At 66.4% G+C, this 23,123-nt stretch carries 21 protein-coding genes; 9 read left to right on the top strand and 12 right to left on the bottom strand.

The genetic code is table 11. The features are described 5' to 3' along the window. Positions 1-74: 74 nt before the first annotated feature. Positions 75-536: a hypothetical protein gene (locus C8D87_RS11440; RefSeq protein WP_146231342.1), complete on the top strand. Its 462-nt coding sequence runs from the start codon at positions 75-77 to the stop codon at positions 534-536. On the opposite strand, the gene C8D87_RS11435 is transcribed toward C8D87_RS11440, so the two are convergent. Genes C8D87_RS11435 through C8D87_RS11425 form a run of 3 tightly spaced genes read right to left on the bottom strand, consistent with a single transcriptional unit; the run spans position 533 to position 7,399 of the window. Beyond that, entirely contained in the window at positions 533-4,945 is a 4,413-nt protein-coding gene (locus C8D87_RS11435) for a DNA repair ATPase (RefSeq protein WP_112226635.1), read from the bottom strand. The genes C8D87_RS11440 and C8D87_RS11435 overlap by 4 nt on opposite strands. Continuing rightward, the gene (locus C8D87_RS11430) at positions 4,942-6,867 is read right to left on the bottom strand and encodes a flotillin family protein (RefSeq protein ID WP_233439098.1); all 1,926 of its coding nucleotides are present in this window, start codon (positions 6,865-6,867) and stop codon (positions 4,942-4,944) included. The genes C8D87_RS11435 and C8D87_RS11430 overlap by 4 nt, the downstream gene beginning before the upstream one ends. Before the next feature lies 1 nt (position 6,868). Then, the gene (locus C8D87_RS11425; protein ID WP_233442036.1) at positions 6,869-7,399 is read right to left on the bottom strand and encodes a hypothetical protein; all 531 of its coding nucleotides are present in this window, start codon (positions 7,397-7,399) and stop codon (positions 6,869-6,871) included. A gap of 115 nt (positions 7,400-7,514) precedes the next feature. Between C8D87_RS11425 and C8D87_RS11420 the strand changes: the two genes are divergently transcribed. Next, positions 7,515-8,309, top strand: a complete 795-nt coding sequence (locus C8D87_RS11420; RefSeq protein WP_170166396.1) for an LLM class F420-dependent oxidoreductase — start codon at positions 7,515-7,517, stop codon at positions 8,307-8,309. Positions 8,310-8,324: 15 nt separating this feature from the next. Then, on the top strand, positions 8,325-9,236 hold the full coding sequence (locus C8D87_RS11415) for a CobW family GTP-binding protein (RefSeq protein ID WP_112226633.1): 912 nt from the start codon (positions 8,325-8,327) through the stop codon (positions 9,234-9,236). On the opposite strand, the gene C8D87_RS11410 is transcribed toward C8D87_RS11415, so the two are convergent. The 3 genes from C8D87_RS11410 to C8D87_RS11400 all read right to left on the bottom strand — a co-directional run bounded on the left by C8D87_RS11410 (position 9,237) and on the right by C8D87_RS11400 (position 12,546). Further along, positions 9,237-10,259, bottom strand: a complete 1,023-nt coding sequence (locus tag C8D87_RS11410) for a serine hydrolase domain-containing protein (protein ID WP_112226632.1) — start codon at positions 10,257-10,259, stop codon at positions 9,237-9,239. It lies immediately after the preceding gene. Further along, a complete protein-coding gene (locus tag C8D87_RS11405) occupies positions 10,256-11,374 on the bottom strand; it encodes a serine hydrolase domain-containing protein (RefSeq protein WP_112226631.1) in 1,119 nt (372 codons plus the stop codon). The genes C8D87_RS11410 and C8D87_RS11405 overlap by 4 nt, the downstream gene beginning before the upstream one ends. Positions 11,375-11,472: 98 nt before the next feature. After that, positions 11,473-12,546: an aldo/keto reductase gene (locus C8D87_RS11400; RefSeq protein WP_112226630.1), complete on the bottom strand. Its 1,074-nt coding sequence runs from the start codon at positions 12,544-12,546 to the stop codon at positions 11,473-11,475. Positions 12,547-12,941: 395 nt separating this feature from the next. Between C8D87_RS11400 and C8D87_RS11395 the strand changes: the two genes are divergently transcribed. Continuing rightward, positions 12,942-14,246: a tyrosine-type recombinase/integrase gene (locus C8D87_RS11395; RefSeq protein WP_112226629.1), complete on the top strand. Its 1,305-nt coding sequence runs from the start codon at positions 12,942-12,944 to the stop codon at positions 14,244-14,246. Here the strand turns inward: C8D87_RS11395 and C8D87_RS45075 are convergent. Next, complete coding sequence (locus C8D87_RS45075; RefSeq protein ID WP_146771682.1) at positions 14,240-15,382, bottom strand: hypothetical protein; 1,143 nt, start codon at positions 15,380-15,382, stop codon at positions 14,240-14,242. The genes C8D87_RS11395 and C8D87_RS45075 overlap by 7 nt on opposite strands. 183 nt (positions 15,383-15,565) lie before the next feature. Here C8D87_RS45075 and C8D87_RS11390 point away from each other — a divergent pair, with 183 nt between their 5' ends. The 4 genes from C8D87_RS11390 to C8D87_RS45070 all read left to right on the top strand — a co-directional run bounded on the left by C8D87_RS11390 (position 15,566) and on the right by C8D87_RS45070 (position 18,353). Then, positions 15,566-15,760 (top strand): hypothetical protein, encoded by a 195-nt coding sequence (locus tag C8D87_RS11390; RefSeq protein WP_112226628.1) that lies wholly within the window; start codon positions 15,566-15,568, stop codon positions 15,758-15,760. A gap of 4 nt (positions 15,761-15,764) precedes the next feature. Then, on the top strand, positions 15,765-16,643 hold the full coding sequence (locus C8D87_RS11385) for a DUF5753 domain-containing protein (protein WP_112226627.1): 879 nt from the start codon (positions 15,765-15,767) through the stop codon (positions 16,641-16,643). A 113-nt stretch (positions 16,644-16,756) separates the two neighbouring features. Next, the gene (locus tag C8D87_RS11380; protein ID WP_146771681.1) at positions 16,757-17,638 is read left to right on the top strand and encodes a DUF5753 domain-containing protein; all 882 of its coding nucleotides are present in this window, start codon (positions 16,757-16,759) and stop codon (positions 17,636-17,638) included. A 196-nt stretch (positions 17,639-17,834) separates the two neighbouring features. Further along, positions 17,835-18,353, top strand: coding sequence for a hypothetical protein (locus C8D87_RS45070; protein WP_146771680.1), 519 nt, complete (start codon positions 17,835-17,837; stop codon positions 18,351-18,353). Positions 18,354-18,544: 191 nt separating this feature from the next. On the opposite strand, the gene C8D87_RS11370 is transcribed toward C8D87_RS45070, so the two are convergent. Genes C8D87_RS11370 through C8D87_RS11350 form a run of 5 tightly spaced genes read right to left on the bottom strand, consistent with a single transcriptional unit; the run spans position 18,545 to position 22,469 of the window. Beyond that, positions 18,545-20,713: an FtsK/SpoIIIE domain-containing protein gene (locus tag C8D87_RS11370; RefSeq protein WP_112227040.1), complete on the bottom strand. Its 2,169-nt coding sequence runs from the start codon at positions 20,711-20,713 to the stop codon at positions 18,545-18,547. Next, positions 20,706-21,533, bottom strand: coding sequence for a hypothetical protein (locus C8D87_RS11365; RefSeq protein ID WP_233442035.1), 828 nt, complete (start codon positions 21,531-21,533; stop codon positions 20,706-20,708). Before C8D87_RS11365 ends, C8D87_RS11370 begins: the two co-directional genes overlap by 8 nt. Next, the gene (locus C8D87_RS11360) at positions 21,530-21,859 is read right to left on the bottom strand and encodes a hypothetical protein (RefSeq protein ID WP_112226624.1); all 330 of its coding nucleotides are present in this window, start codon (positions 21,857-21,859) and stop codon (positions 21,530-21,532) included. Before C8D87_RS11360 ends, C8D87_RS11365 begins: the two co-directional genes overlap by 4 nt. Further along, entirely contained in the window at positions 21,856-22,191 is a 336-nt protein-coding gene (locus C8D87_RS11355; RefSeq protein ID WP_325049654.1) for a WhiB family transcriptional regulator, read from the bottom strand. Before C8D87_RS11355 ends, C8D87_RS11360 begins: the two co-directional genes overlap by 4 nt. Beyond that, positions 22,188-22,469 carry a helix-turn-helix domain-containing protein gene (locus tag C8D87_RS11350; protein ID WP_112226623.1) on the bottom strand — a complete coding sequence of 94 codons (282 nt, stop codon included), beginning with the start codon at positions 22,467-22,469 and terminating at the stop codon, positions 22,188-22,190. The genes C8D87_RS11355 and C8D87_RS11350 overlap by 4 nt, the downstream gene beginning before the upstream one ends. A 152-nt stretch (positions 22,470-22,621) precedes the next feature. Here C8D87_RS11350 and C8D87_RS11345 point away from each other — a divergent pair, with 152 nt between their 5' ends. Next, on the top strand, positions 22,622-22,993 hold the full coding sequence (locus C8D87_RS11345) for a hypothetical protein (protein ID WP_112226622.1): 372 nt from the start codon (positions 22,622-22,624) through the stop codon (positions 22,991-22,993). Positions 22,994-23,123: the final 130 nt, after the last annotated feature.

The following is a 23,123-nucleotide window of genomic DNA, read 5'->3' as shown; positions in this document are numbered from 1 at the left end:
AACACCGTTAGCGGGCGCAACGATTCCACGGGGACGGCGGCTACCGGGCAGGCGGAACCTGGGGAGCGAAAGCGATGACTCGTGTCAGACGCCGCGGCTACTTGGCAGCCGCGGTGGCGGTGATGGGCGCTGCCCTGGTCGCGGCGTTGTTCGCGGCCCCTCCGGACAAACCGGTGGACATCCGGCTGGTGGCTCCGCCACCCCTGCCACCGGAGACCATCACCGCCACCGCCACCACGACCGTCTCCGCCGTCGGTCCTGTGGTGGTCACCACCACCGCACCGCCACCTCCTCCGGTGGCCGCCAAACCGCTTCCCCGGCAGAAGCCGGCGCCCACCTCGTCTGTGCCGACGACGACGTCGCGGCCACATGACGTCTTCGACCTGCTGCGGTGCGACTACAAGCACTTCGAGCGCTGCCTGCCGTGGCCGCTCACGCCGAAGGAGCTGTGCGAGTACGTCGAGAACCACCACCTGATCGATTTTCGCGACCACAAGGGCCGCGAGCTCGACGAGCTGGACTTCGACTGCGATTAGCTCTTCAACTCGGCCAGTCGGCGGAGGTTCTCCTCCGCTCGGGTGCCGAGCAGCTGGGCCTCGCCGAGGTAGTGGTCGTCGATCAACGCCTCGACCTCGTCGTCGTTCATCGCCGGGACGATCCTGGCCGCCATCCGGTTCATGTTGCGATAGCTGCCCTGCAACAGGAACGAGCCACCGCTCGCCGCCGACGCGATGTACTCCTGGTTGACCTTGAGCACGACCTCCTGGATCCGCTGCAGCTTCCGCACCACGGACAGCATCCGTTCCAGCTCGACGGTCTCGTGCTCGTGGCGGACGCTCTCGCCGTTCGCCAGTCGCACCAACGGTTCCACGTCGACGCCGTTCAGCGTCGGGTTGGCGGCGGACGCGTTCTCCAGGTAGCTCAACGCAAACAGGGCGTCGCGACCGGACAGCACGTCGCCGAGGTTCCACACGTCCGCGCGGTTCGCGAGCATGTCCGGAACGCGGAAGGCGCGGCCCGTCTCGGTGTACGGGTTCCCTGCCATCGACACCGCGAACCGCTTGCCCCGCAGGTCGAACGTGCGTGCCTCGCCGTCCCACACGCCGTCAACGCGTCGTTGTGCGTCGCACAGCGAGATGAACTTCTGCAGCAGCTCAGGCGATGTGTGCTGGATGTCGTCGAGGTGCAGCAGAACGTTGCTGCCCAGGGCGAACGCGAAGTTGATCCGCTCGACCTCCTGACGGGCCGTGGCATTCGGTGCCTCCTCCGGGTCGAGTGACGTGACGCCGCTGCCCAGTGCGGGGCCGTTGACCTTGACGAACACCATGCCCAGGCGGTTCGCGACGTACTCCATCAGCGTCGTCTTGCCGTAGCCGGGCGGGGAGATCAGCATCAGCAGGCCCGTGCCGTCGTTCAGCTGCTTGGCGAGGTTGTCGCCGATCAACGGCAGGTAGACCTCGTTCAGCAACCGGTTGCGCACGAACGTGTTCAGCACCGCCGGGCGGTAGTCGTCGAGCCGGAGCCGGCGGCGTTCCTGTGCGATGAGCTCGTCGCGTTGCCGCTGGTAGGCGCGGAACGCGGGGACCTGTTCGCGGTGGAAGTGGCGCAGCCTGGTCAGGGTCTCGTCCAGGCGGAGCTCCATCGACTGGCCTTCGATCCTGGGATGCGTGCCGAGCAGGCCGGTGACCGGCTCGGTCAGCGCGGCGCTGGAGTCGTAGCGCGGAAGGTCGGTGAGGAGGACGGCGACGACCTCGGGGAACTCCGGGCAGTCCTCGTCTCCGAGGAACGCCCGCAGCCACGCCTCGATCAGGTCGCGATCGGACAGGTCCTCGGTCACCACCGCGCGGAACCTGTCGATCACCGCGCGGGCGGCCTTGCTGGTGACGAATCCCTTCGGCTCGCAGGCGAGTTCCTCGAACAGGTACTCGGAAGCCAGTTCGTCCAGGCCGAACTGCCTTGTCAGCTCCGGAATGCCATGGGTGCCACCGAAAATCATGCGCGCACGGGCCAGTGACTCGGCCTTGCGCGCCCACACCGCCCGCTGGTCTTCCGGCTGTTCGGACCAGAAGATCTGCGCTGCCGCACGGGTCGCCGGCGGATACCTCAGGAGTCCGGCACCGGCGTGAAGTCGTTGCAGGACCGCGAGAATCTTCGCGGCGTCGTGGTCGTGGACGCCCTTCTCGTAACCCTCGTCGTAGCGTTCGGCAGCAGCGTTGGCGACGTCGGTGCGGCCTTCGGCGAGCAGGCAGGCGGCGAGGTGCTCGGACCGGTAGACGTCCTGCGTTTCCGAGACCAGCAGCTGGTCCCAGAACCTCTTCGTCCCTGCGAACTCCGGGTCGGTGACCTCGCTGCGGTAGTCGGTGCCGGTGACCGCGTAGAACAGCCGGCCGTCGCGCGGCACCAGGGTGAGGTTCATCGGCTCGGTCGTCACCGGGAAGCGGTGACGACCGAGCACGATCGACGCGCCGTCGTACAGATCGGCCCGGTCCCGCAGTGCCCGGCCTCCCTCTTGCCGGGCATCGCGCAGACTCGCGTCGAGCTCGTCCGCCCGCACGTCGCCGAGCCGGCGCAGCTCGTTCGCGACGTTGCGGACCTTGGCGACCATGGGATCGCCGGCGAAGTATGTATTGATCTCGTCGGTCGAGGTGAGCTTCCCGACGCGACGGCGGATCGTACCGAGTACGCGTTCGGCCGACTGCACGAGTCTGTCGGCCTTGCGCGCCCGTTCGTCGAGCAGCGTCTGCTTGCGGGCGGAGAAGGCCTCGTAGACGTCCGTCCGCCTGGAGCCGATCTGGGCGAGGAAGTCGTCGAACTCGCCGAACCGCGACTCCAGGTTCTCCAGCTGCAGCAGCAACCGGCCGAGCTGGTCGTCGCAGCGCTGCGGACTGTCCGCGGCCGCGAGCGCGCCGGTGATGGCCTGGCCGAGCAGTGCGAACTCGGCGGCGAACTCCGCCCGGCCCTCCGCGGAGGCGAGATGAGCCCTGCGACCGTCCACTGTGGCGCGTGCGCGGTTCACCGCGGCCAGGACCTCGCCGATGCTCGCGAGGATCGTCGTGCGGGTGGTCGTGTCGGCGGCGTCGAGCGTGCTGACGACCTCGGTCAGCACCTCCAGGCCGGCCTGCTGCTGCGCGAGCCGTTCGCGCAGCGGCTTCGCCTCGGCGGCGGTCTTCAGCTCCGCGGCCGCGATCTGGTCGATCTCCTCGTGGTACTGGGTGAACGCGCCCTCGCCGCTGAGGAACGCGACGGCGCGGCGTGCTGACGCGCCCAGTTCCTCGACGAGCTCGGCTTCGCGGCGGTCGATCTCGCCGAGGTCGACGTACCTGAGGTCCTTGAGGGTGATCAGGCGGCCCTGGGCGGACCGCAGGTCGGCCAGCAGCCGGACCCACTCGTCGGCACTTCTCGGCGCCGCAGACCTGGCCCGCCGGACCAGCGAGGCGAGCTTCTCGGAAGCGGTGCGGAGCTGCTCGGCGGCGTGCTCGGTGAGCTTGCGGACGGCCTCGAACTCGTCCAGCACCTGTTCCGCGGTGGCGCGGACGGCCAGGACGTCTTCCCTCAGCCCCAGCTCAGCCAGCCAGTGGACGCTGTCGATCACCCTGGTGCACAGGGCGATCAGGCCCTCGAACACCGGCGCGTTCGGGGTCATCTCGGCGGCCATGCGCGTGATGCTCAGGCAGTCCGAGATGCCGCGGACGAGTTCGGCGTTGCCGATGCGGGCGAGGGGGCCTGCCTGCTCGGGCAGCACCTCGTCCTGCAGGAACGGCGTGCGCCAGACCTGCATCGGGTGCACGCGCACGGGTTCGGAGCCGGTCTCGCGGAAGATCACCAGCGTGCCGTCGGCGAAGAGCGAGTAGCCGTGGCACACCAACGGGGTGGCGACCTCCTTGCGGATCACGTTGTAGGGCAACAACAAGCTGCGACCCTCGCGGCGGGCGTGGTAGACGAACAGCACGTCCTCGCCGTTCGCCGACCGGATGACCCGCTCGAACTCCAGGTCGTCCGTGTCGATGTCGAACGTTTTGTCCGCACCTGTGACGAGGTAGTAGCCGCCGGGGAAGATGATCCCCTGGTCCTCCGGCAGCCGCTGGCACGCCTGGCCGATGCCGTCGAGCCTCGCCACCGCCTTGGTGCGGGTGTTGAAGACCAGGTGCCGCCACACCGTCTCGTTGTACGGGCGGATGCGCAGCAGGATCAGGGGACCGACGCGGGCGTAGTGCACGTCCGCGTCCGCGAGGCTCTGCAGCGGCTCGTCGACGGGCTCCTCGTAGACGCCCTCGCCGGTCTCGGTGTTGTTCTCGATCTTGACGGTCAGCGTGCCGCCGACCGTCTCGACGAAGACCTCGTTCTCGATCGCGATGTGCGGGTGGCGGCCGAGCACGTGCTGCTCACGGGTGGTCTCGACCCACGTGACGTCGTGCGACGGCGGGAACACGTGGTCGCGGTCGCCGCGGTTGTCGAGATAGGTGACCGTGCCGTCGACCGCGATGTCCCAGCGCAGCACGCGGATGTCCTCGATCCGCGCACCGGTCTGGAACACCGCGAGCAGCCGTGACTCGACGATCCGCAGCTGGAGCAGCCGTGTGTCGCGGTAGTACCGGTAGAGCTCGGCGAAGTCGTTGCGGAACTTGGGATCGTTCAGGAACTCCGCTTCGACCGCGCCGAAGTCCTTGCCGTGGACCGCGAAGACGTCGTTGACCGTCGTCTCGGGCTTGAGGCCCATGAACACGTTGTAGCCGAACAGCATCAGGTCACCGAGAGGCACGATGTCGCGCGGTACGCAGTTGTTCTCGGTGCGAATCCGTTCGGTGGCAACGAGTTCGAGCGCTGTGCTGCCGAACGTCTCGACGCGCCGGTCGTTCAGCGCCTCGGTGCTCCTGGCGAGCCCGGTGGCCTGCTCGGCCAGCCGGGCCCGCAGCACCTCGTAGGTGCCGGCGTCGAGTTGCGTCATGCGTTCTGCCCGTTGACCTTGGCCATCTGGGTCAGGGCCAACGCGGCCGCGAGGTTCTGCGCGTCACCGGTGGTGAACGAGCTTAGGATCCTGGTCAGGTCCTCGGGGAAGCTCTGCGACCCGTCCATCCACTTGGCACCGAGCGCCTGCACGACGTCCGAGCTGCCGACGAACCCGTCGACCTGCTTGCCGGCGGTGATCGCACTGGCGATCTTGTCGAAGAACATCGTGTCGCCGCCGACGATGTCGATGTCGGCCTTCTCCAGCCCGGCGGCCAGCACCATCGCCTGCGCCTCGGCGATCTGGCGCTGCACGTCGATGCCCCTGAGCCTGATCTCCTTCTCGGCCTCCAGGCGCAGGCGGTACTCCTCGTGCTCGCGGGTCGCGGTGTCGAGCGCGGCCATCGCCTCCGCCTTGTGCGACAGGCCTTCCGCCTCGCCCTTGAGGCGTTCCTTGATGCCCTCGGCGTCGGCCAGGGCCTTCTCCCGGTCGACGACGGCCTCGGCGCGGCCGACCTTCTCGATGGCCTCGGCGTCGCGTTCCCTGACCTGGACGTTCGCGAGGCCGGCCGCGGCGGTCTCGGCCTGGATGCCCTCGGCGAGCCGGATCTTGGCGCGGGCGTCGAGATCCGCGGCCTGCTGGCGGGACTCGGCGAGCACGACGACCTCGCGAGCCTTGTGCTGCGCGGCCTGTTCCGCGGCCTCTGCGGCCTTGATGTCCTTGACCAGCGACTGCTGCGCCTCGGCCTCCGCCATGATCACGATCTGCTGCCGCTCGCGCTCGGCCTCCTCGACCGCGCGCAGCCGCTTGATGTTCTCCTCCTGCTCGGCCACGGTCTTCTCGACCGCGACCCGCTCGCGCACCAGGTCGGCGATGGCGCGGCGCTCGTGCTCGAGCTCCTTGTCCTTCTCGATCATGCGCAGCGACGTCTCGCGTTCGCGCGCGATGACCTCCAGCAGGCGGTCCTTCTCGATGCGCTCGGTCTCGACGGCGATCACGCGCTCGCGGTTCTTCTCCGCCACGGCGATCTCGCGTGCCTTGTTCTCGGCCTGGATGCCGAGCTGCTCCTCCGTGCGGATGAACGCCGTGTTGGCCTTGAGGCGTTCCTCTGCCTGGACCTTCTGGGTCTCCGCCTCCTGCTGCGCGCGGGCGGTTTCGATCTCGCGCTTCTGCCTGATCTCCGCGTCCGCCTGGCGCCGTTCGAGCTCGAGGATCGCCTCACGCGCGCTGACGTTCTGGCGCGTGATCTCCTTCTCCTCGTTGCGGGTGAACTCGTTGGTCTTGACGTGCTCGATCGCGGTCAGCTCGGTGATCTTGCGAATGCCCTGCGCGTCCAGGATGTTCGCCGGGTCCAGCTGCTTGAGCGGCGTCTGCTCCAGGTAGTCGATGGCCGCGTCCTCGAGGCTGTAGCCGTTGAGGTCGGTGCCGATGACCTGGACGATCCGGTCGCGGAACTCGTCGCGGTGGGTGTAGAGGTCCACGAAGTCGAGCTGCTTGCCGACGGTCTTGAGCGCCTCGGAGAACTTGGCGTTGAACAGCTCCTGCAGTGTCGCCTCGTGGCTCGCGCGTTCGGTGCCGATCGCCTGCGCGACCTTGATGACGTCCTCGACGGTCTTGTTGACCCGCACGAAGAACGTGATGCGGATGTCCGCGCGGATGTTGTCGCGGCAGATCAGGCCCTCGTTGCCGGCCCTGCGGATCTCGATGGTCTTCACCGATATGTCCATCGTCTCGCATCTGTGCAACACCGGTAGCACGACCGTGCCGGTGAAGGTCACGTCGACCTTGCGCATCTTCGAGACGATCAGCGCCTTGCCCTGCTCACACTTCTTGAACAGCCTGCTCAGCGTGATCATCGCCAAGATCAGCACGACGACGATCACCGCGATCAGCACGAGCAGCCCCGTTGAAATCGCACCCATGTCAGCCCCCTGTGGTGATGTCCACGACCCAGAAGAACTCGCCTTCCGCGTCGTAGTCGAAGATCAGCGCGGTTTCGCCCGCTTTCAGTTCGGTGCTGCTCGCGGCTCGCACCTGCACGACAGCCGTTCCGCCGTCGTCGGCGGTGACCTCTGCCTGGCCGTAGTTCTCGGTGACCCGCGTCGTCTTCACGATCGCCGTGCGGCCCACGAAGTCGTTGCGAGAGGCGGGTTTCTCCGGCTTCGCCCAGTTCCGGACCGGGATCAGGACGATCTTGGTGAGGAGCGCGCCCACCAGAAGCGCGCCGGCGAGGACGGCGTAGCGGAGCTTGCCCTCCGGCGTCAGCACCGTGCCGACCAGCGCGGCGAACCACGTGATCACGACGAAGACCGAGATCGAGATCGGCAGCACCGGGGCGTCGAAGTCCAAACCCACCAACGCGACGGTGAGCCAGTACGCCAGCACCACGAGCACCAGCAAGCTGAACAGCACCGTCGGAAAAGCCAGCGCGGCAGCCACGAACTCGGTCATCATCGCCCCCTTCTTGCTGACTCAATGCCTCGTGAGGCGGATTTGTTGAGTCCGGGGGAATGACCGGCGTCACCATCGCGTTGAAGTGATCATGGACATGGGGGTTCAGGGACTGAACATGGGCGACACGATCGCCCCCGCCGAAACGCTCCGCCTGGCGGAGCTGGTGGAACAGCTCGGCTACCGGTCGTGGTGGACGTCCGAGCACGTCGTGCTGCCGAGCCCGCGGGTCGACCCGTCGCCGTCGGAGCCGGACACGCCGCTGCTCGACCCGCTGGTCAGCCTGGGTTTCGTGGCCGCGGCCACGACCCGGCTCGAGCTGGGCACCGGCATCGTGATCCTCCCGCAGCGCAACCCGGTCGTGCTCGCGAAGCAGGTGGCGTCGCTCGACGTGCTGAGCAACGGCCGGTTCACGCTCGGCGTCGGCGCGGGCTACCTGCCCCAGGAGTTCGCCGCGGTCGGCGTGCCGTTCGCTGGCCGCGGCCAGCGCACCGACGAGTACATCGACGCGATGCGGGCGTTGTGGCACTCACCCGAGCCGGCCTTCGAGGGCAAGCACGTGTCGTTCAGCGGCATCGACGCCCACCCGCGGCCCTCCAACGTCAGGATCGCCGTCGGCGGAGCTTCCGACGGGGCCTTGCGACGTGCACTGACGCGCGGAAACGCGTGGATCGGCATCGGCACCCCCGAGGAGACCGCGGCGAACCTGAAGCGCATCCGCCGGCTCTCCGCGGTCACCGAACGACCGGACGAACTCGGCGCACTGGCCATCAACATCGTCGCGACAGCTCCGCTGGACGCGTCGGTGGTGCGGCAGTACGAGGACCTCGGCGTGGACCAGCTGATCGTGTTCCCCGCGGCGACCGACATGCCGCTGGACGAGGCACTGGCGAAGCTGATCGCGCTGCGGTAGGTAGCCTGGACGGCCGTGATCCCCGTCGTAGTGCTCGCCGGCTTCCTCGGTTCCGGCAAGACCACCCTGCTCAACCACCTGCTGCGCACGTCAGGCGGCACGCGGATCGGCGTCGTGGTGAACGACTTCGGGCGGATCAACATCGACGCGCTCGCGGTGTCGGCGCAGGTCGACTCGATGGTGTCGCTGTCGAACGGCTGCCTGTGCTGCGCGGTGGACGGCACCGAGCTGGACGCCATGCTGGTGAAGCTGGCCTCGGCGGACCTCGACGTCATCGTGATCGAGGCGTCCGGCCTTGCCGAGCCGTCGACGCTGATCAGGATGGTGCTGCAGGCGCCAGGCGTCGAGTACGGCGGGCTGATCTACGTGGTCGACGCCGTCGAGCTCGGCGCCGTGCCGCATCTGGACCGCGATCTCGCGCTGGCGGATCTGGTGGTGCTGAACAAGGTCGACCGGGTCGACTCGTTGCCGTCGCTGCCTTGCGAGGCGCCGGTGCTGCCCGTGTCGTACGGGCGGATCGACCCTGCGTTGCTGTTCGAGGTGCGGCCACCGGACATGGGCCCGCGCCAGCTGTCGTTCGACGATCTGGACGACCACTCGACGCACGCGCACGCTTCCTACGACAGCGTGACGTTCGAGTCCTCGGAGTTCCTGCATCCCAAGCTGTTCATGGACTTCCTGCAGGCGCGGCCCGAGGGGTTGTTCCGCGCCAAGGGCTTCGCCCGGTTCGAGCACGGCACGTTCATGCTGCACGTCGTCGGCGGGTACATCTCGTTCACCCGAGTCGACGACGCCCCGACTCAGCTGGTGCTGATCGGGGCGGGCATCGATCCGGACTCGCTGACGGACTGGCTTTGGGCGTGCATCGCGGACGGACCGGTCACCGAGCAGGACATGCTCTGGGTGCTCCGGTACGCCCGCGAGTGATCATTTCTTGCAGAGCGCGGTGTCCATGACCTGGACGATCTGCTGGTACGTCCTGGCCGGATCCTTGCCGAACGTGCCGGGCAGCGCGGTGAGCGTGACCGCGGCACTGCGTCCGTTGTCGGTGGCGGCACCGAGCGACGCCCAGCCGTGGATCGCTCCGCCGTGCCCCCACGAGACCCCGCCGCAGCTCAGCTTGGTGCTCTCCAGGCCGAGTCCGTAGCCGCTCTTCTCGTCGACGGCGACGGTCCTGCGCATCTCGTCGAGCTGCTTCGCAGGCAGCAGACCACCCTTGAGCAGCGTCTCGTAGAACTTGGCGACATCGGCGGGCGTGGAGACCATCGCACCGGACGCCCAGGCGACGGACGGGTCGAACTCGGTGGCGTCGACGACTTCCGACTTCGGGTCCTGCAGGTCGCTCAACGCGTACGCGCGGGCGTGCCTGCCCCGGATCCGTTGCTCGCCCTGGTTCGGCCAGTACGTGTGGTCGAGTCCGGCCTCGCTGATGACGGCCTGGATCGCCTCGCCGACCGGCCGCCCGCTCACCTTCTGGATCAGGAGGCCGGCGACGACGTAGTTCGTGTTGCTGTACTCGTACTTCTCGCCGGGCTGGAACGACGGTTGTTGCTTCAGCCCCGCGTCCAGCAGTTCGTGCGGCTCGAAGTGCACGTTCCGCACGTCACCGATCTTGGCTACACCAAGTGCCCGCGTGTAGTCCGGCAATCCGCTGGTGTGCTGCAGAACCTGGCGCACGGTGACGCGACTGTCCTTGACCTGCGGCACGTACTTGTTCACCGGCCCGTCGAGCTCGACCTTGCCGTCGGCCACGAGCTGCAGGGTCGCCACCGCCACGAACGACTTGGTGATGCTGCCGATCCGCACCCTGCCGTTGACCGGCGCGTTGCCCGCGGCGAAGTTGCGGCCGTTGGCGTGCGCCTCCACGCCGGGCGTGCCCTCCTGGACGATCTGGTCCAGCTGCTGGGGAATCGCCAGCGACAGGGCTGTCAGTGCCGCTACGAACATCATTTCGCACCGCACAGAGCACTGTCCACAGTGGCCAGGACCGCATCGTGCGCCTGCGCCGCTTCTTCCGGCGTGTCCAAGAACGTGCCGGGCAATGCCGTGACGGCAACGGCGAACGCCCTGCCCTGCTCAGTCACACCACCCCGCGTCTCGTACCCGTGGATGTCGCCGCCGTGACCCCAGTACTGGCCACCGCACGTGAGCGAGAAGCTGGCGATGCCGAGCCCGTACCTGACACCCGGCCACATCTCTCCCGCGGTGTCGACGGTCTTGCGCATCTCGTCGAGTTCCTTCTGCGGCAACAGATCACCCTTGAGCAGGCCGCGGTAGAAGGCGTTGAGGTCCTTGGTCGTCGAGATGATCTGCCCGGCCGCCCAGCCCCACGAGGGGTCGAGCTCGGTGACGTCCTCGACACCGTTGCCGGTCTTGGCATATCCGTGCGGGTGCTTGCCGTTGATGTCCTGCTCGCCGACGCCGGGCCAGTAGGTGTCGCGGAGGTTGAGCTTCCTGACGATCCGCTGGTCGACGTTCTCCGCCACCGGCCGGCCGGTGAGCTTCTGGATGAGCAAGCCCAGCAGCACGTAGTTCGTGTTGCTGTACTTGAACTTCGCACCGGGCTCGTGGGTGGGCGGGTGCGCGTTGCCGATGTCCAGCAACTCGCGCGGCTCGAAGTACCGGTGCCGAAGCTCCTCGAACTTGTCGAGCCCCATGTACTGCGTGTAGTTCGCGAGCCCGCTGGTGTGGTTGAGCAGCTGCCGGACGGTGATCCGCTCGTCCTTGATCGCGCCGGGCAGGTACTTCGTGACCGGCGCGTCCAGCTCGACCTTCTTCTCCGCGACGAGCTGCATGACCACGGCGGCGACGAACGCCTTGGTGTTGGACCCGACCCGCACCTGCCCGTTCCTGGGCACCGGCACGTTCTTGCCCAGCTCGGCCGTGCCCGACGTGTACGCGGTCGTCCTGCCGTTGCCTTCGGTGGTGGTCGCGAGCGCAGCCGGAAACTCGTGCTGCTTGGTGAGCCCGTCAAGCTGCTTCTGCACCGTGGTCGCAGGCGCGGCCATGGCCGTTCCCGTGAACAGCATGGCCGCTGCCAGCACTCCTACCAGCGTCTTCTTCATCCTGTGCCTCCCCTTTTCGGCTTGAACACAGGTTTCCAACTGCGGGCTTCTCGCACAGTCACGTGCGCTGCCGTTGATCAGGTGGAGCAGGCTCTACCTCAGTAGCGAACGCTGCTCTGGAGCAACGGCGGGTAGACGCCCGACGCCTCGCCGTCCACCGTCGTGCCGGCGAACTGCAACATGGCCCTGAGCTCGCCGTGCAGCGGCGCGGGGTAGTTGAGGTCAGGCGCGGAGACGTCGTTGAGCACATCGATCTGCTCCTGGCTGAGCGTGACCTCCTCGAGGTTGCTCTCCAGGTGCTCGAGCTTGCGCGCGCCGATGATCGGCACCACCGTGCCCTCCCGCGCCCGGAGCCAGGCCAGCGACACAGCCGCTTCAGTGGTGCCGTGCTGCTCGGCGATCGCGGTGACCACGTCGATGACCTTGAAGTCGTCCTCGGTGGGCGCATTGACGAACTTGGCCCTCGTCGAGTCGCTGACCTGCACGTTCCTCTTGTACTTGCCGCTGAGGAACCCGTTCTTGAGCGGACTCCACGGCACCAGCGCCATCCCCGTGTCCCGCGCCATCGGCGCAATCTCGCCCTCCACCGTCCGCGCCAGCAACGAGTACTCGACCTGCAACGCGATCAACGGCGTCCACCGGTTCAGCTCGGCCATCGTCTGCGCCCTGGCCGTCACCCAGGCCGGCACGTTGGAGAACCCGATGTACCGCACCTTGCCCGATCCCACCAGATCGTCGAGGGCCCTCATGGTCTCCTCGATCGGGGTGTTCCGGTCCCAGTTGTGCAGCCAGTAGAGGTCCAGGTAGTCCGTCCGCAGCCGCCGCAACGTCTCGTCGAGCTGCTTGCGGATGGCACTCCGCCCGGCCCCGCCGCCGTTGGGATCGCCGGGGTGCATGTTGAAGAAGAACTTGGAGGCGAGCACGACCCGGTCGCGGTTGCCGCGCCTGCGGAAGTAGTCGCCGAGGATCTTCTCGGAGTGGCCGTTGGTGTAGAAGTTGGCGGTGTCGATGAAGTTTCCGCCGCGGTCGAGGTAGGCGGTGAGGATCTTCCCGGACTCCTCGACGCTGCAGCCGGCTGATCCCGGGTCCTCGCCGAAGGTCATGGCGCCCAGTGCGAGCGGGCTTACTCGGAGGCCGGATCGGCCCAGGGTGACGTAGTGGTTGAGCGGCATGTGCTGGCTCCTCGGAGTCGGTGTTCTGACGTACTCCGATGGAAGCCGGTTCTGAGTGGTCAGCGGTACTTGGATCCGCTCTCGCTCTTGCCCAATCCTCCCACTGCCGCTCTCGTGATCGTTTGGGTTGGCGAGATCCGTCAAGCGTGAGGTTGGCAACCCGTGCGACACCCGCCGACCACGATCGGTAGGCTGTCGCGGCGAGGGCTGCTAGCTCAATTGGCAGAGCAGGAGACTTTTAATCCACAGGCTTTTGCCACTCCAAAGTGGATAGTCAGATAGATCAACATTGCTTTCACCTGCACAGACACCCGCCCACAGACTCACTCGTTCTGGTGTTCGAATGGATCTTGTCCTGCCGTTTGTCCTGTAAATCCGGCGTACCGTGCCTGTTCATGGGCAGGAAGAAGCTGGTCAAGGACCTCACCGGCATCCGCAAGCGCGGCAACACCTACCAGGTGCGCGTGTACGGCCTCGGACAGGACAAGGTCACGGGCAAGGACATCGTCCTGTCAGGTCAGGCCCCCACTGAGGACGAGGCGATCGAGCTGCGTGACAGCTTCCGCGCGCAGATCGCCACGAAGAAGACCAGCCGCAGCAATGCCAAATTCGGCGAAGTCCTGGATGAATGGCTATCCGGCCACGACATCGAAGAAACCACTCTCAGCGGATACAAGATGTACGTCCGCAGATATCTCCGTCCTGCATTCGGCGACGTAACGCTGACTCGCCTCCTCCAGCTCGGGCCGAAAGCCTTCGAGGACTTCGCCACCGACGTGAAGCGATGCCGCCGTCGCTGCAAGCCACGGATGAAGCTGATCGATCACCGCACCGAGAGGGACCACAATTGCGATGACCGGTGCAAGCCGCACTCTTGCAAGCCGCTCGGTCCATCGTCTATCCGCCAGATTCACGCTGTGATGTCCGGTGCGCTGAACGCAGCTGTACGTTGGAACTGGATCGCCTTCAACCCTGTGGACGCCGCAAAGAAGCCTAGGGCACCTCGACCGAATCCCGATCCTCCGACTCCCGAGCAGGCTGCACTCCTCGTCAACAAGGCGTGGGAAGAAGACGAACAGTGGGGCACCCTGGTTTGGCTCACAATGGTCACTGGGCTTCGCCGTGGCGAGCTGCTCGCACTCCGCTTGCCACGGGTCGTCTTCGACCATGCCAAGCCCGATCCGCACAATTGCGAGACTGAAGGATGTCGCGCTGTTGTGGAAGCGCGCACCAACATCGTGATTCGCGACGGGAAACTGATCGAAAAAGAAACCAAGTCGCACCAGATTCGGCGGATCAGCGTTGATCCAACCACAACCGACCTGCTCGCCACGTGGATTGAGCGTGTACGCGCTCGCTGCGAAGCAGCAGGCGTCCCAGTTACGAACGAGACTTTTCTTTTCTCCTATGCCGCTGGACACGACCGGCACGCAGACCCCGACGGCGTCACACATCGGTATTCGCGGATGGCCGCAGGTCTGGACTTGAAAACCCATCTGCACGAACTCCGGCATTACAGCGCGACAGAGTTGCTCACGGCCGGCGTGGACCTCCGAACCGTCGCCGGTCGCCTCGGCCACGGTGGCGGCGGTGCAACAACACTGCGCGTCTACGCGGCGTGGGTTCCAAGCGCAGATAAGCAGGCAGCGGACCTGCTGGCGTCCAGAATGCCTAGCCGACCACGGCGAGACGGTCAGTAGCCGAGGCTCTGCTGCATAACAGCGAGGCGCTTTCCTTGACGCACCGATCCAATCTGGGCAGCAAGCAGCCGCGCACGCTCCGCATGTGCGGCTGCTTCTTCTTTCTCGTCATTAACCGCCAGGACCTGAACGAGGTCGACCCTGAGTGCCGTCTCGGCTCGCGCGAATGTCGGATCAAGTCGACGCAGGACGTCGGTTAGTACATCGATCGCTTCCCGTGCGCCGAGGCGAGCGAGCGCATTGCCTCGCCACCGCGCCAGGTGGGTTGAGTCAAAGACCAGATACGGCGTGTCGGAGTTGTCCACCGTATCCGATATTGAGTGCAACGCCTCATCGAACACTCGTATGCATGTCTGTTTCTCTCCGTCTGCCGCGCAGGCTTCACCGTAGCCCGCGGTCAGCCATGAATAGAGAAGCTTGGGCACTCGCCCCTTCGCGATTGTTCGGGCGTATTCAGTGAGTTCGACGGCTGCTCGTGTTTCTCCAATGTCGAGCAGTACGACAGCTTGCCCTGCGCAGGCGTACGCCTCCAATGCGTACGAGCCTGCTTCGCGTGCCGCCATTCTCGCAGTGTTGTAGTGCTCCCACGAGTCCTCGACCAGACCTTGATCTAGTGACTGCCATCCGGCGAGTGCGGACGCGTCGACCAGAACTTCTGCAAGTTCTGAACGGACCTGTTGATTCAGTACGTCGCACAACACGCGCTCGATCTGAGCGATTTGGCCGCGAAGCTCGCCGAGTAGTGCCGATGCTCCGAGTCGGCGATCAATAACTCGGGTTATGTCGAGTTTGCGCCGAAGCAAGGAGACAGTCTCGGTATCGAGGTTTCGCCCTGCTGCAATCCTCGCACGCAATCCAAGATCTTCTTCGGTGGGATGTCGCCAGTTCTTCTCTGACTTCCGCACCGGCTCAAGTAGTCGGGCAATGGGGACCCCGAGCATTTCCTCAAGCAGTCGGCGCGTCGACTGGTGCACGCTCCGGACTGGCCGCCCCTCAGACGTGACGCCGGACGCGAGGCGCTGCACATGGCGCGGGCTGAGCGTTGCGTCCAGGCCATGTTCACGCGCGAAAGTCTCGGCCTGCTCGCTGAACTCCTGCGCGGTCTGTCGCCGCTGCCGGAGCAGCTCACCGAACAACGTGCGTGGCTGCCCGTTCCGAGGTGAGGAACTCATCGGCCGACCCCTCCGTCTCGCTAATGTCAGCGCCGATGAGTGTAGGTCGCGAGAAGTCGCTTTAGGTCTCTGCCTGGTCATTTACACCCGATCTGCCGTCCAAGAAGCTGATGTCGGCGGATCTGAGGCCTACGGAGGCGGTGACGCATGGTGTGGGACGCAACGGGGATCTTTCTGTTCCTCCTCTGGCTGGTGCTGCCTCCGCTCTACGTCGTGCTGCTCGGCAGGCACTACCTCCGTCGCTGCACTGACGCCGCACAGAAGGCTGTGTGGGCGCGTGAAGAGCTGCGCATGGCACTCGAAGGCGTCCGGGCCATTCTCCGAACCAGCGCGAGGAACTAGACACATGCCAAAGAGGACTTCCACCGCGTGTGGACGGGAGTTCGGCGCCGGCGTCCGTGCGGCCATCGCGGGTGCAGGCCTGACCTCGCGCGCGGTCGCCGAAATCGTGGACTGGGACGAGGCCAAGCTCTCGGATGTGGTGAACGGCAAAGGCGGAGCGAGTCAGATCGAAATCGCGACGTTGCTGGGCGCCTGTCGAGCCAAGGCCGCTGAAGTCGCCCACCTGCTGTCGCTGTATCCGGTAGCGCACGTCAAGGGGTGGTGGCAGCAACACGGCACCTGTGCGCCGGTCTGGCTTCGCACCGCCGTCGAAAACCTGGCGGTGGCCGAGACGCTGACGAGCTGGCACACGCACGCGGTGCCGCTGCTTCTTCAGACGGTCGACTACATGCGTGAGGTGCTACTCACTTCCTCCACGGTGCCGGAGTCCGAGCTGCAAGATCGGGTGAAGGCGCAGCTTGCGATGCAGGAGCTCCTTCGCGGCGGCAAGAAGTGCACGTTCTTCATCCACGAGTTGGCGCTGAACCTGTGCGTCGGTGGCGCCGAAGTGCACGCCGGACAGCTGCTCCATCTCCTGCTCATGGCGAAGTGGGCGAACACGACGATCCGGATCGTGCCCGCTGCTCTTGGCGCGCATCCGGGCATGGCGGGGCCGTTCACTCACATGACCTTTGCGAAGTACGAACCGCTGGTGTGGGTGGATACGGAGAACTCCAGTCTCTTTGCCGAAGCGAAGGACGCGATCAGGGGCTACGAGAAGGTCATTCGCGCGCTTGACGCGAGAAGCTTGGACGAGGCCGCTTCCAAAGCGCTGATTGTCCGTCTGTACGACGCCATATGTCCTCCCGGCGACGAAACGGCAAGACGTAAGTCTGTCTCTTGAGGACACAAAGCCGCCAGCCTCCGGACTCCGTCTCACACAACCGGGGTTGGCAAGGGGAGCTGACGCGGTGTGCGGCACCGCGTCAGCTTCACAACTTACCGAGCGAGCCGACTATGCCCAAGAACTTCAAATCCAACCTTCAGAACCGCGCGGTTGGTCGTGCACTTGCGTTGTGGCGCAAGGAAAGCGACTTGAGCCTGGCGGAGGTAGGCGAGCGTGTGGGTTGGTCGTCGGCCAAGACGTCCATGATGCAGAACGCGCTTGTCCCGATCGTTGACGTTGACGTCGTCGCGCTTGCTCTGGTGTATAAGGTCAGCGACGAACGACGGAAGCCCGTCGTACTGGGAGCGCAGCGCGCACGTGATCCTCTGAGGTTCGATCTGCTGTCCGGTGATGCCTCGTCCTGCGTCGGGTGGACACACGCCGAAGTTGAGGCCGAAGCGAGCTACGTGCAGGTGGTCGGGCTCGACGTGTTGCCCCCGGTCGTCTGGACATCGGAGTACGAGGCTGCGTTGCGCGGCGTCCAGGTGGACGCGGTGTCAGAGCAGGGTCACCGCCACTACGGCGACGCTTACCGCAAGCGCGCGGCCCTCCACCTCAGCAAAGGGCCGTCGCTGCGACTGGATCTCGTGGTGGGAGAGGCGGTTCTGCGGCGGCCGGTTGGCGGTGCGCTCGTGATGGCGGATCAGTTGCTGCGCTTGGCTGCGTTCGCTGAGCTTCCGGGCGTACGGGTGTGGCTGGTACCGGATGAGCTGGGCGCGTTCGCGGGCATGACGTCGTTCACCCTGCTGTCGTTCCGTGAGGACGAGTTCGAGGACGTGGTGTACCTCGACAGCCTGCACGGCGGGACGTGGCTGGAGGCGGAGCGCGAGCGGCGGCCGTACGCCGAGACCTTCGAGCGGCTGGTGACCGAAGCATTTCCTGCCGACGACACCATCGGGCGACTGATCGAGGCCGCGCAGTCCCTGAAAGACACCGCCGACCAACTTTCGTGACGCGTTTCGTGACGTCCCCTGCTACGCTCGGCGTGCGTCACGAAACTTGTCACGAATCGGGTGGTGCGTCGTGGACTGTGCGGGATGCGGGCAACCGTTGTCGCTGGGGGCGAAGCGTGGGCGACCGGCGCGTTACCACAACGCGACGTGTCGGCAGCGTGCCCGCCGTGCGCGACTGGTCACGGACCACGGTGACGTGCTGGCGGCCGTGGCCGCAGTGGAGGCGGCGGCTGCCGAGGTACGCCACGCCGTACTGGCGAACAGTGACACGGAGCAGGCCGCGAGTCGACTTGCGGATGCCGCTGCCGAACTCGCCCGGCTCGTGACGCCAGCCCCCGCCATCCCGGCGGACGAGCCGCCCGCACCGCCTGTCACGAAACCCGTCACGCAAGACAAGCCGCGAACGAGCCGCGCGAAGCCCCCTGCGCGGACTGCGCCGCTGGATCTGGATACGGTCCGGCTTGAGCGGTCGTCAGACCCGACCCGAACCGGGTGGCGGGTGCTGGCAGGTGCTGAGGACGCTCCGGTCCTGGTGGGGTTCCTGGAACCGATGTTGTCTGTGACCGGTCGGCGTAGCAGTCGCTGGGAGGCGCAGACCGCGAGCCTGATGCGCGTGCATGGCGGTCCGTGGCGAAACCGGACGGAAGCGCTGGCCCGGCTCGTGGACGACTACCAGCGTGCCGCGTCGCGGCCACGGCGGCGCACGATCACGTAGTGACGGGTCGGCCGTGTGCCGCGCCTGTGTCGAGATGGCGCGGCACACGGCCGTTTTCCTGCGGTTGTGACGGGTCATCCGTCACGCGTCACACCCGTCACGGTGGCCCGTTTCCACTGGTGAGTACCGGTTTGGTACCCGTCACAGGATGTGTGACGGGTGACGGGTCCGATGGGACGGGTTGTGACGGGTCAGTGATCATCGTCGATCACCTCTGCCTCGATCACTGCGGCGTCGCGGGCACGCCGGATCGCCGCCCGGATGTCGGCGACGGCGTAGCCGCGTACCTGCTTCACGCCGTCCTCGGTGGGCACGCGGTCACGGGTGGGACTACAGCCGAACTCGGCCATGTCGAGCCCGAACCCCTTCGGCTCGACTCCCAACGCGTCCACGAGTTCGGCCGTGGGTACGAAGTCCCGTCCGTTGTCGCTGCCGAGATCATCGGAGAGGTAGTCCGCAACGGACGCCAGCGGTTCCGCTAGCTCGATTTCGTCCACGCGTTCGGCGGCAGCGGGTGCGGCTGCCCCGCCGCCAATGGCCTTCGCCACGGCCGCGTGGTCGAGCACCGGTTGCGATGCCTGCCCCGCCGCGTGTCCGGTGAGCGTGCCTTCCGCCTCGCGCAACGCTCGCCCTCGTTGGCAGATCTCCCTCCAGTCCTCGTTGGGCATGTAGAACGTGCGCACGGTCAGCGCGAGCACATCCGCGCCGGCTTGGGTCTCTCCGTCGGGTCGCAGGATGCCCACGCCCTTGTGGGAGGGCAGGAGACGACTGGAGTCGTACCCGCGTGTGTTCATCTGTTCCCCGAGGATGATGTTGCTGTCGCGCCAGTCCATCACCCGCAACGCGAACCGCGACCCGAGCACGGCGCGCAGGCTGGACGGGATGGTCTTGCTGTCCGGCCGTTGCGTCGCGAGTACCAGGATCACTCCGGCGGCCGGCGCCTTCTTCGCCAGCCAGGTCAGCAACTCGCCGATGTACTCGCCAGCGGTGAGCTTCTTCCCTTGCACCTCAACGGGAGTACGGTCCTCCAACGGAATCTGAACCTCATCCACGACCAGGGCCGTGATCGGCATGTCCAGCGCTGGATCACGGGACATGTCCGGCGTCACCTTCGACTCCGGGCACGTCAGGTCATCGAGATCCTGCATCCGCCGGTAGCGGCCCTGGACATCGGCGACCAGTTCCACGAGCCAGTCCAGGAACGTCAGCACGTGCTCGCTGCCGTCGCCGGACATGAACCGGTGCGCGACTTGCTCGGCTGCCTTCCAGTCCTTGCCGTTCTTGAAGTCCGCCACGTACAGCCTGGTGTGCGGGTCTAAGATCAAGCCCGCGGCCGCCAACCGTTCAGCCATTGTCTTGCCCTGCCTAGGAATCGCGCCGATCAGAACCGACGTCCACACCAACGGCAGGTCGATCCGGCGTCCGCGTGCGTCGGTGCCGAACGGCACCGGCCGCCACGCGTCCCACCGATGCACCGCCAGCAATGGTGTCCGGATGGGTGGCTTGGCGTAGGGGTCCTCATCGGCCACCCACATCGCCACCCGTCCGGCGTGCCCGCCGTTGCCGCGCACCCGCTCCACACTGAGCTGGATCTCATCCACCGCGAGCGCGGAGGCGAGCGCTTCCCTGTGCTTGACGACGTCGGCCGCCTTGCGGGTGGCGGGCAGGTCGACGGTGACCGCCCATCCTTCGCCCCTGCGCGTGGCCCGGTCGACCAGGCGCAGCGTCTCGTCCTTCCCGATGAGCTTGGCGTCCCGGAACGCGTCCACGAGCACCTGAGGGTCCATCGTCCACGTCAGTGTGCGCGGACCGGCGAGCACCGCCTTACGTCCAGGGCTGCCATCCTTCCGGCGACCGAGGATCGCCAGCGCCACCGCGCAGATACCTCCGGCGATCCACAGCATCCGGTGCCCGTACACGAGATCGAGCACCGCGAGCACGACCGCCACCGTGACCACCGTGGCCCCGGTGACCTTCCACCGGAACAACGTCAGCTCCCGAATGTCGGTGAACTTGTCCGCGAGCTTCTCCGACTGCTCGGCAGCCTCCCGGTAGTCCCGCACAGTGACCCACGAACGCCACCACCGGACCGCGACCACCAGGCCGCGCACGACCGCGCCCATGAACCGGAACGGTGAACGCAGCAAGGCCACCACGAGATCCTTCACGGCCTGCACCGCGTGAACGCGATCCTTCGCCCACAACGGCACACGCGGTGAACGCCGCCACCAGTTCACGGCCCGCCCACGCCACGACGTCCGCTCGACCGGCGGGACGTCGTTCACGAACTCGCCTTCGAGCACCGCCCGCACAGGCAGGGAGGAGTCCACGCCGACGAGTTCTCCATCGCGCTCACTCATCGCCGTCACCACCCTGCACCTCGGCCGCGAGGGTGGCCGCCAACCGCGACGACAGCCCGCGCGAGCAGCCAGTGACACCGCGCACCCACGCCGGACTCACCACGACACCAGGCGACCACGCTTCACGTGCCATCGTCAGATACTCGGAGAACGACACTCGACTCTGCGGACGCTTGTTGTTGCGCTGCTTGGGTTTCACGGGTTCATGAACGGCCTTCGTGGGCAAGTCCGCGGTGACTGGCACCGTGCGCCTGGACGCTTCCGTGAACGCCGCCGCAACCGCCTCGGTCAGCTTGTCGCGCAGATCCGTGACCGCTTCAGCGGCGACGAACACCACCAGCGGCGGAACCGAGTGCAGCACCACGCCCGACACCGACCCTGCCGCCCACGAGTGCCACGTGTTCATCACGTACGTGGCCGCGAGCGTGAACCACTTCGCCCGACGCGTCCACGCACCCGTGCGCACCTGGTACCGCGCGGTCACCTGCTCGGCTCGCAGGATGGCCAGCAGCACCAGCGACACCGTGGGATCGAGCAACCACGCCGCCAGCCACGGCAACGACCACGCCGGCGTACCCGCCGCCGCGAACGACTGCACGTTGGTCATCGTGAACCCGAGACCGAGCACGATCCCGACCCAACACAAGCGGTCCACCTGAGCGCGCACCCGCTCGACCCGCAACGCGATCACGTCCGGATGCGTTGCGTACGCGCGCAGTTCCGCCGCTTCCGCCGCATCGGCGGCTAGCTTCGCCGCCGGGGCGGGTGGCCGCCCGAAGGCGGCCGCCCCTTCCCGAACCTTCTGCAGTGCCGTCCTCATCGCCGGTCACCCCGGCTACGAGGACTCTCGTACGAGGTGATCGTGAGTGCTTTCGTGAGCGTGTATGCCGCGAACAACGCCGGCAGTCCGAGCACCACCAGCAACAACACCGTGTCGCCCCGATGCGTGATCACCAGCCACTGCACGCCCACGATCACTCCGGCCATCACCAGCACTCGGCCAGTCAGCGACAGCAGTCGTGCACCAGCACGCGCCGCGTTCGCCGCCGCCTTCGCCCGCCGGGCGCTTGCCCGCCAGACCCACAGCAGCACCACGACCACACCCAGCACAGCGAGGATCTGCGTCGGAGTCAGATTGATCGTCACGACGGCCCACCGCCTTCACGGCGGGCACGCCACGCCCGGTAGACCAGGCGGCGGTCCTCTTGCGACAGACCACCCCACACACCCACGGTGTCCTCACCGGCCGTACGCAACTCCAGCTCCAAGCACACGCCACGGATCGGGCAATCCGCACACAACCGCGCGGCAGCCTCCCTGTCGCTGATCTCCTCCTCCCACTCCGGGCCGTCCTCGTTGGCCCACAACCACATGCACGCACCGTCCCGCGTCACGATCTCCAGCAGGACCTCATCCGGCACCTTCGCGTAGCGGTCGAGCTCCGCCGCCACGAGCTCGTAGTAGTTCTCCTGGTTCACCACACACCGCCGATCCGCTGCTGGTACTCGCGGAACTCGCGCTGTTCGGCGGCCCACTTCGCGACGTCGACCACGCCGCCGGTGTCGGATGCCTGCTTGGCCAGCTCCTCCACTGCTCGGGCGGGCACCACGTATCGCGTCCGCAACCGGATCGCAGGGAACGAGTTCTCCCTGATGGCCCGGTAGATGGTCGCTGCATCCACTCGCAAGATCTGTGCCGCTTCGGGCACTGTGTAGAAGGTGGGCGGGGAAGCCCCCGCGCCCGTTGCTGTACTCATCAGAGTGTGCCTTTCGGAAGACTGATTTCTTCGTCGAAGGCGCTGACATTGGCGTCAATAGCTGCCGATTCTCCGCTGATGTCTGCGCTAAGTCCGCTTTCCGCCTGCAAGCCGCGCTAATGTCGGCGCCGAGGCGGAGCACGGAGGCACACGTGACGGAGGATTGGTCGGCGGTCGCGGAGGCAATCAATGCCCGCGCGAACGAGCTGACTCTGAAGCAAAAGGAAATCGCCGAGAGATCCGGCGTGTCCCTCGCGATCGTTCGCGAGATTCAGCAGGACCGGATTCAGCGCCGGCGGAGTCCACGCACCCTCGAAGCGCTGTCGATCGCGCTCGACTGGCACCCGGAGCACCTGTCGGCTGTGCTGCAAGGGAAGCGACCGCCTGAGATCGGTCCCCCTGCCGAGACCTTCGACCCAGTGGTTCCGCTGTTGCAGACGATCATTCGCGAACTCCGGGGACTTCGCGCCCAAGTCGGAACGCTGGCAAGTCGCATTGACGATGGGAGCCGTCAAAAGGACTAGCCGGAATTCGCTAATCGGATTCGGTGTCGCTGTCATGGGAACAGCAGACCGTTTAGGGAGGGTGAAGATAATTGCCCGCAGTTAGCAAGCGGGCTGTTAGGAGGAGTTAAGTTCGCAGGTCACGGCCGTT

It is taken from the genome of Lentzea atacamensis, from assembly GCF_003269295.1.
Lineage (GTDB): Bacteria > Actinomycetota > Actinomycetes > Mycobacteriales > Pseudonocardiaceae > Lentzea > Lentzea atacamensis.
This window is presented reverse-complemented; position numbering and strand designations above follow the sequence as displayed.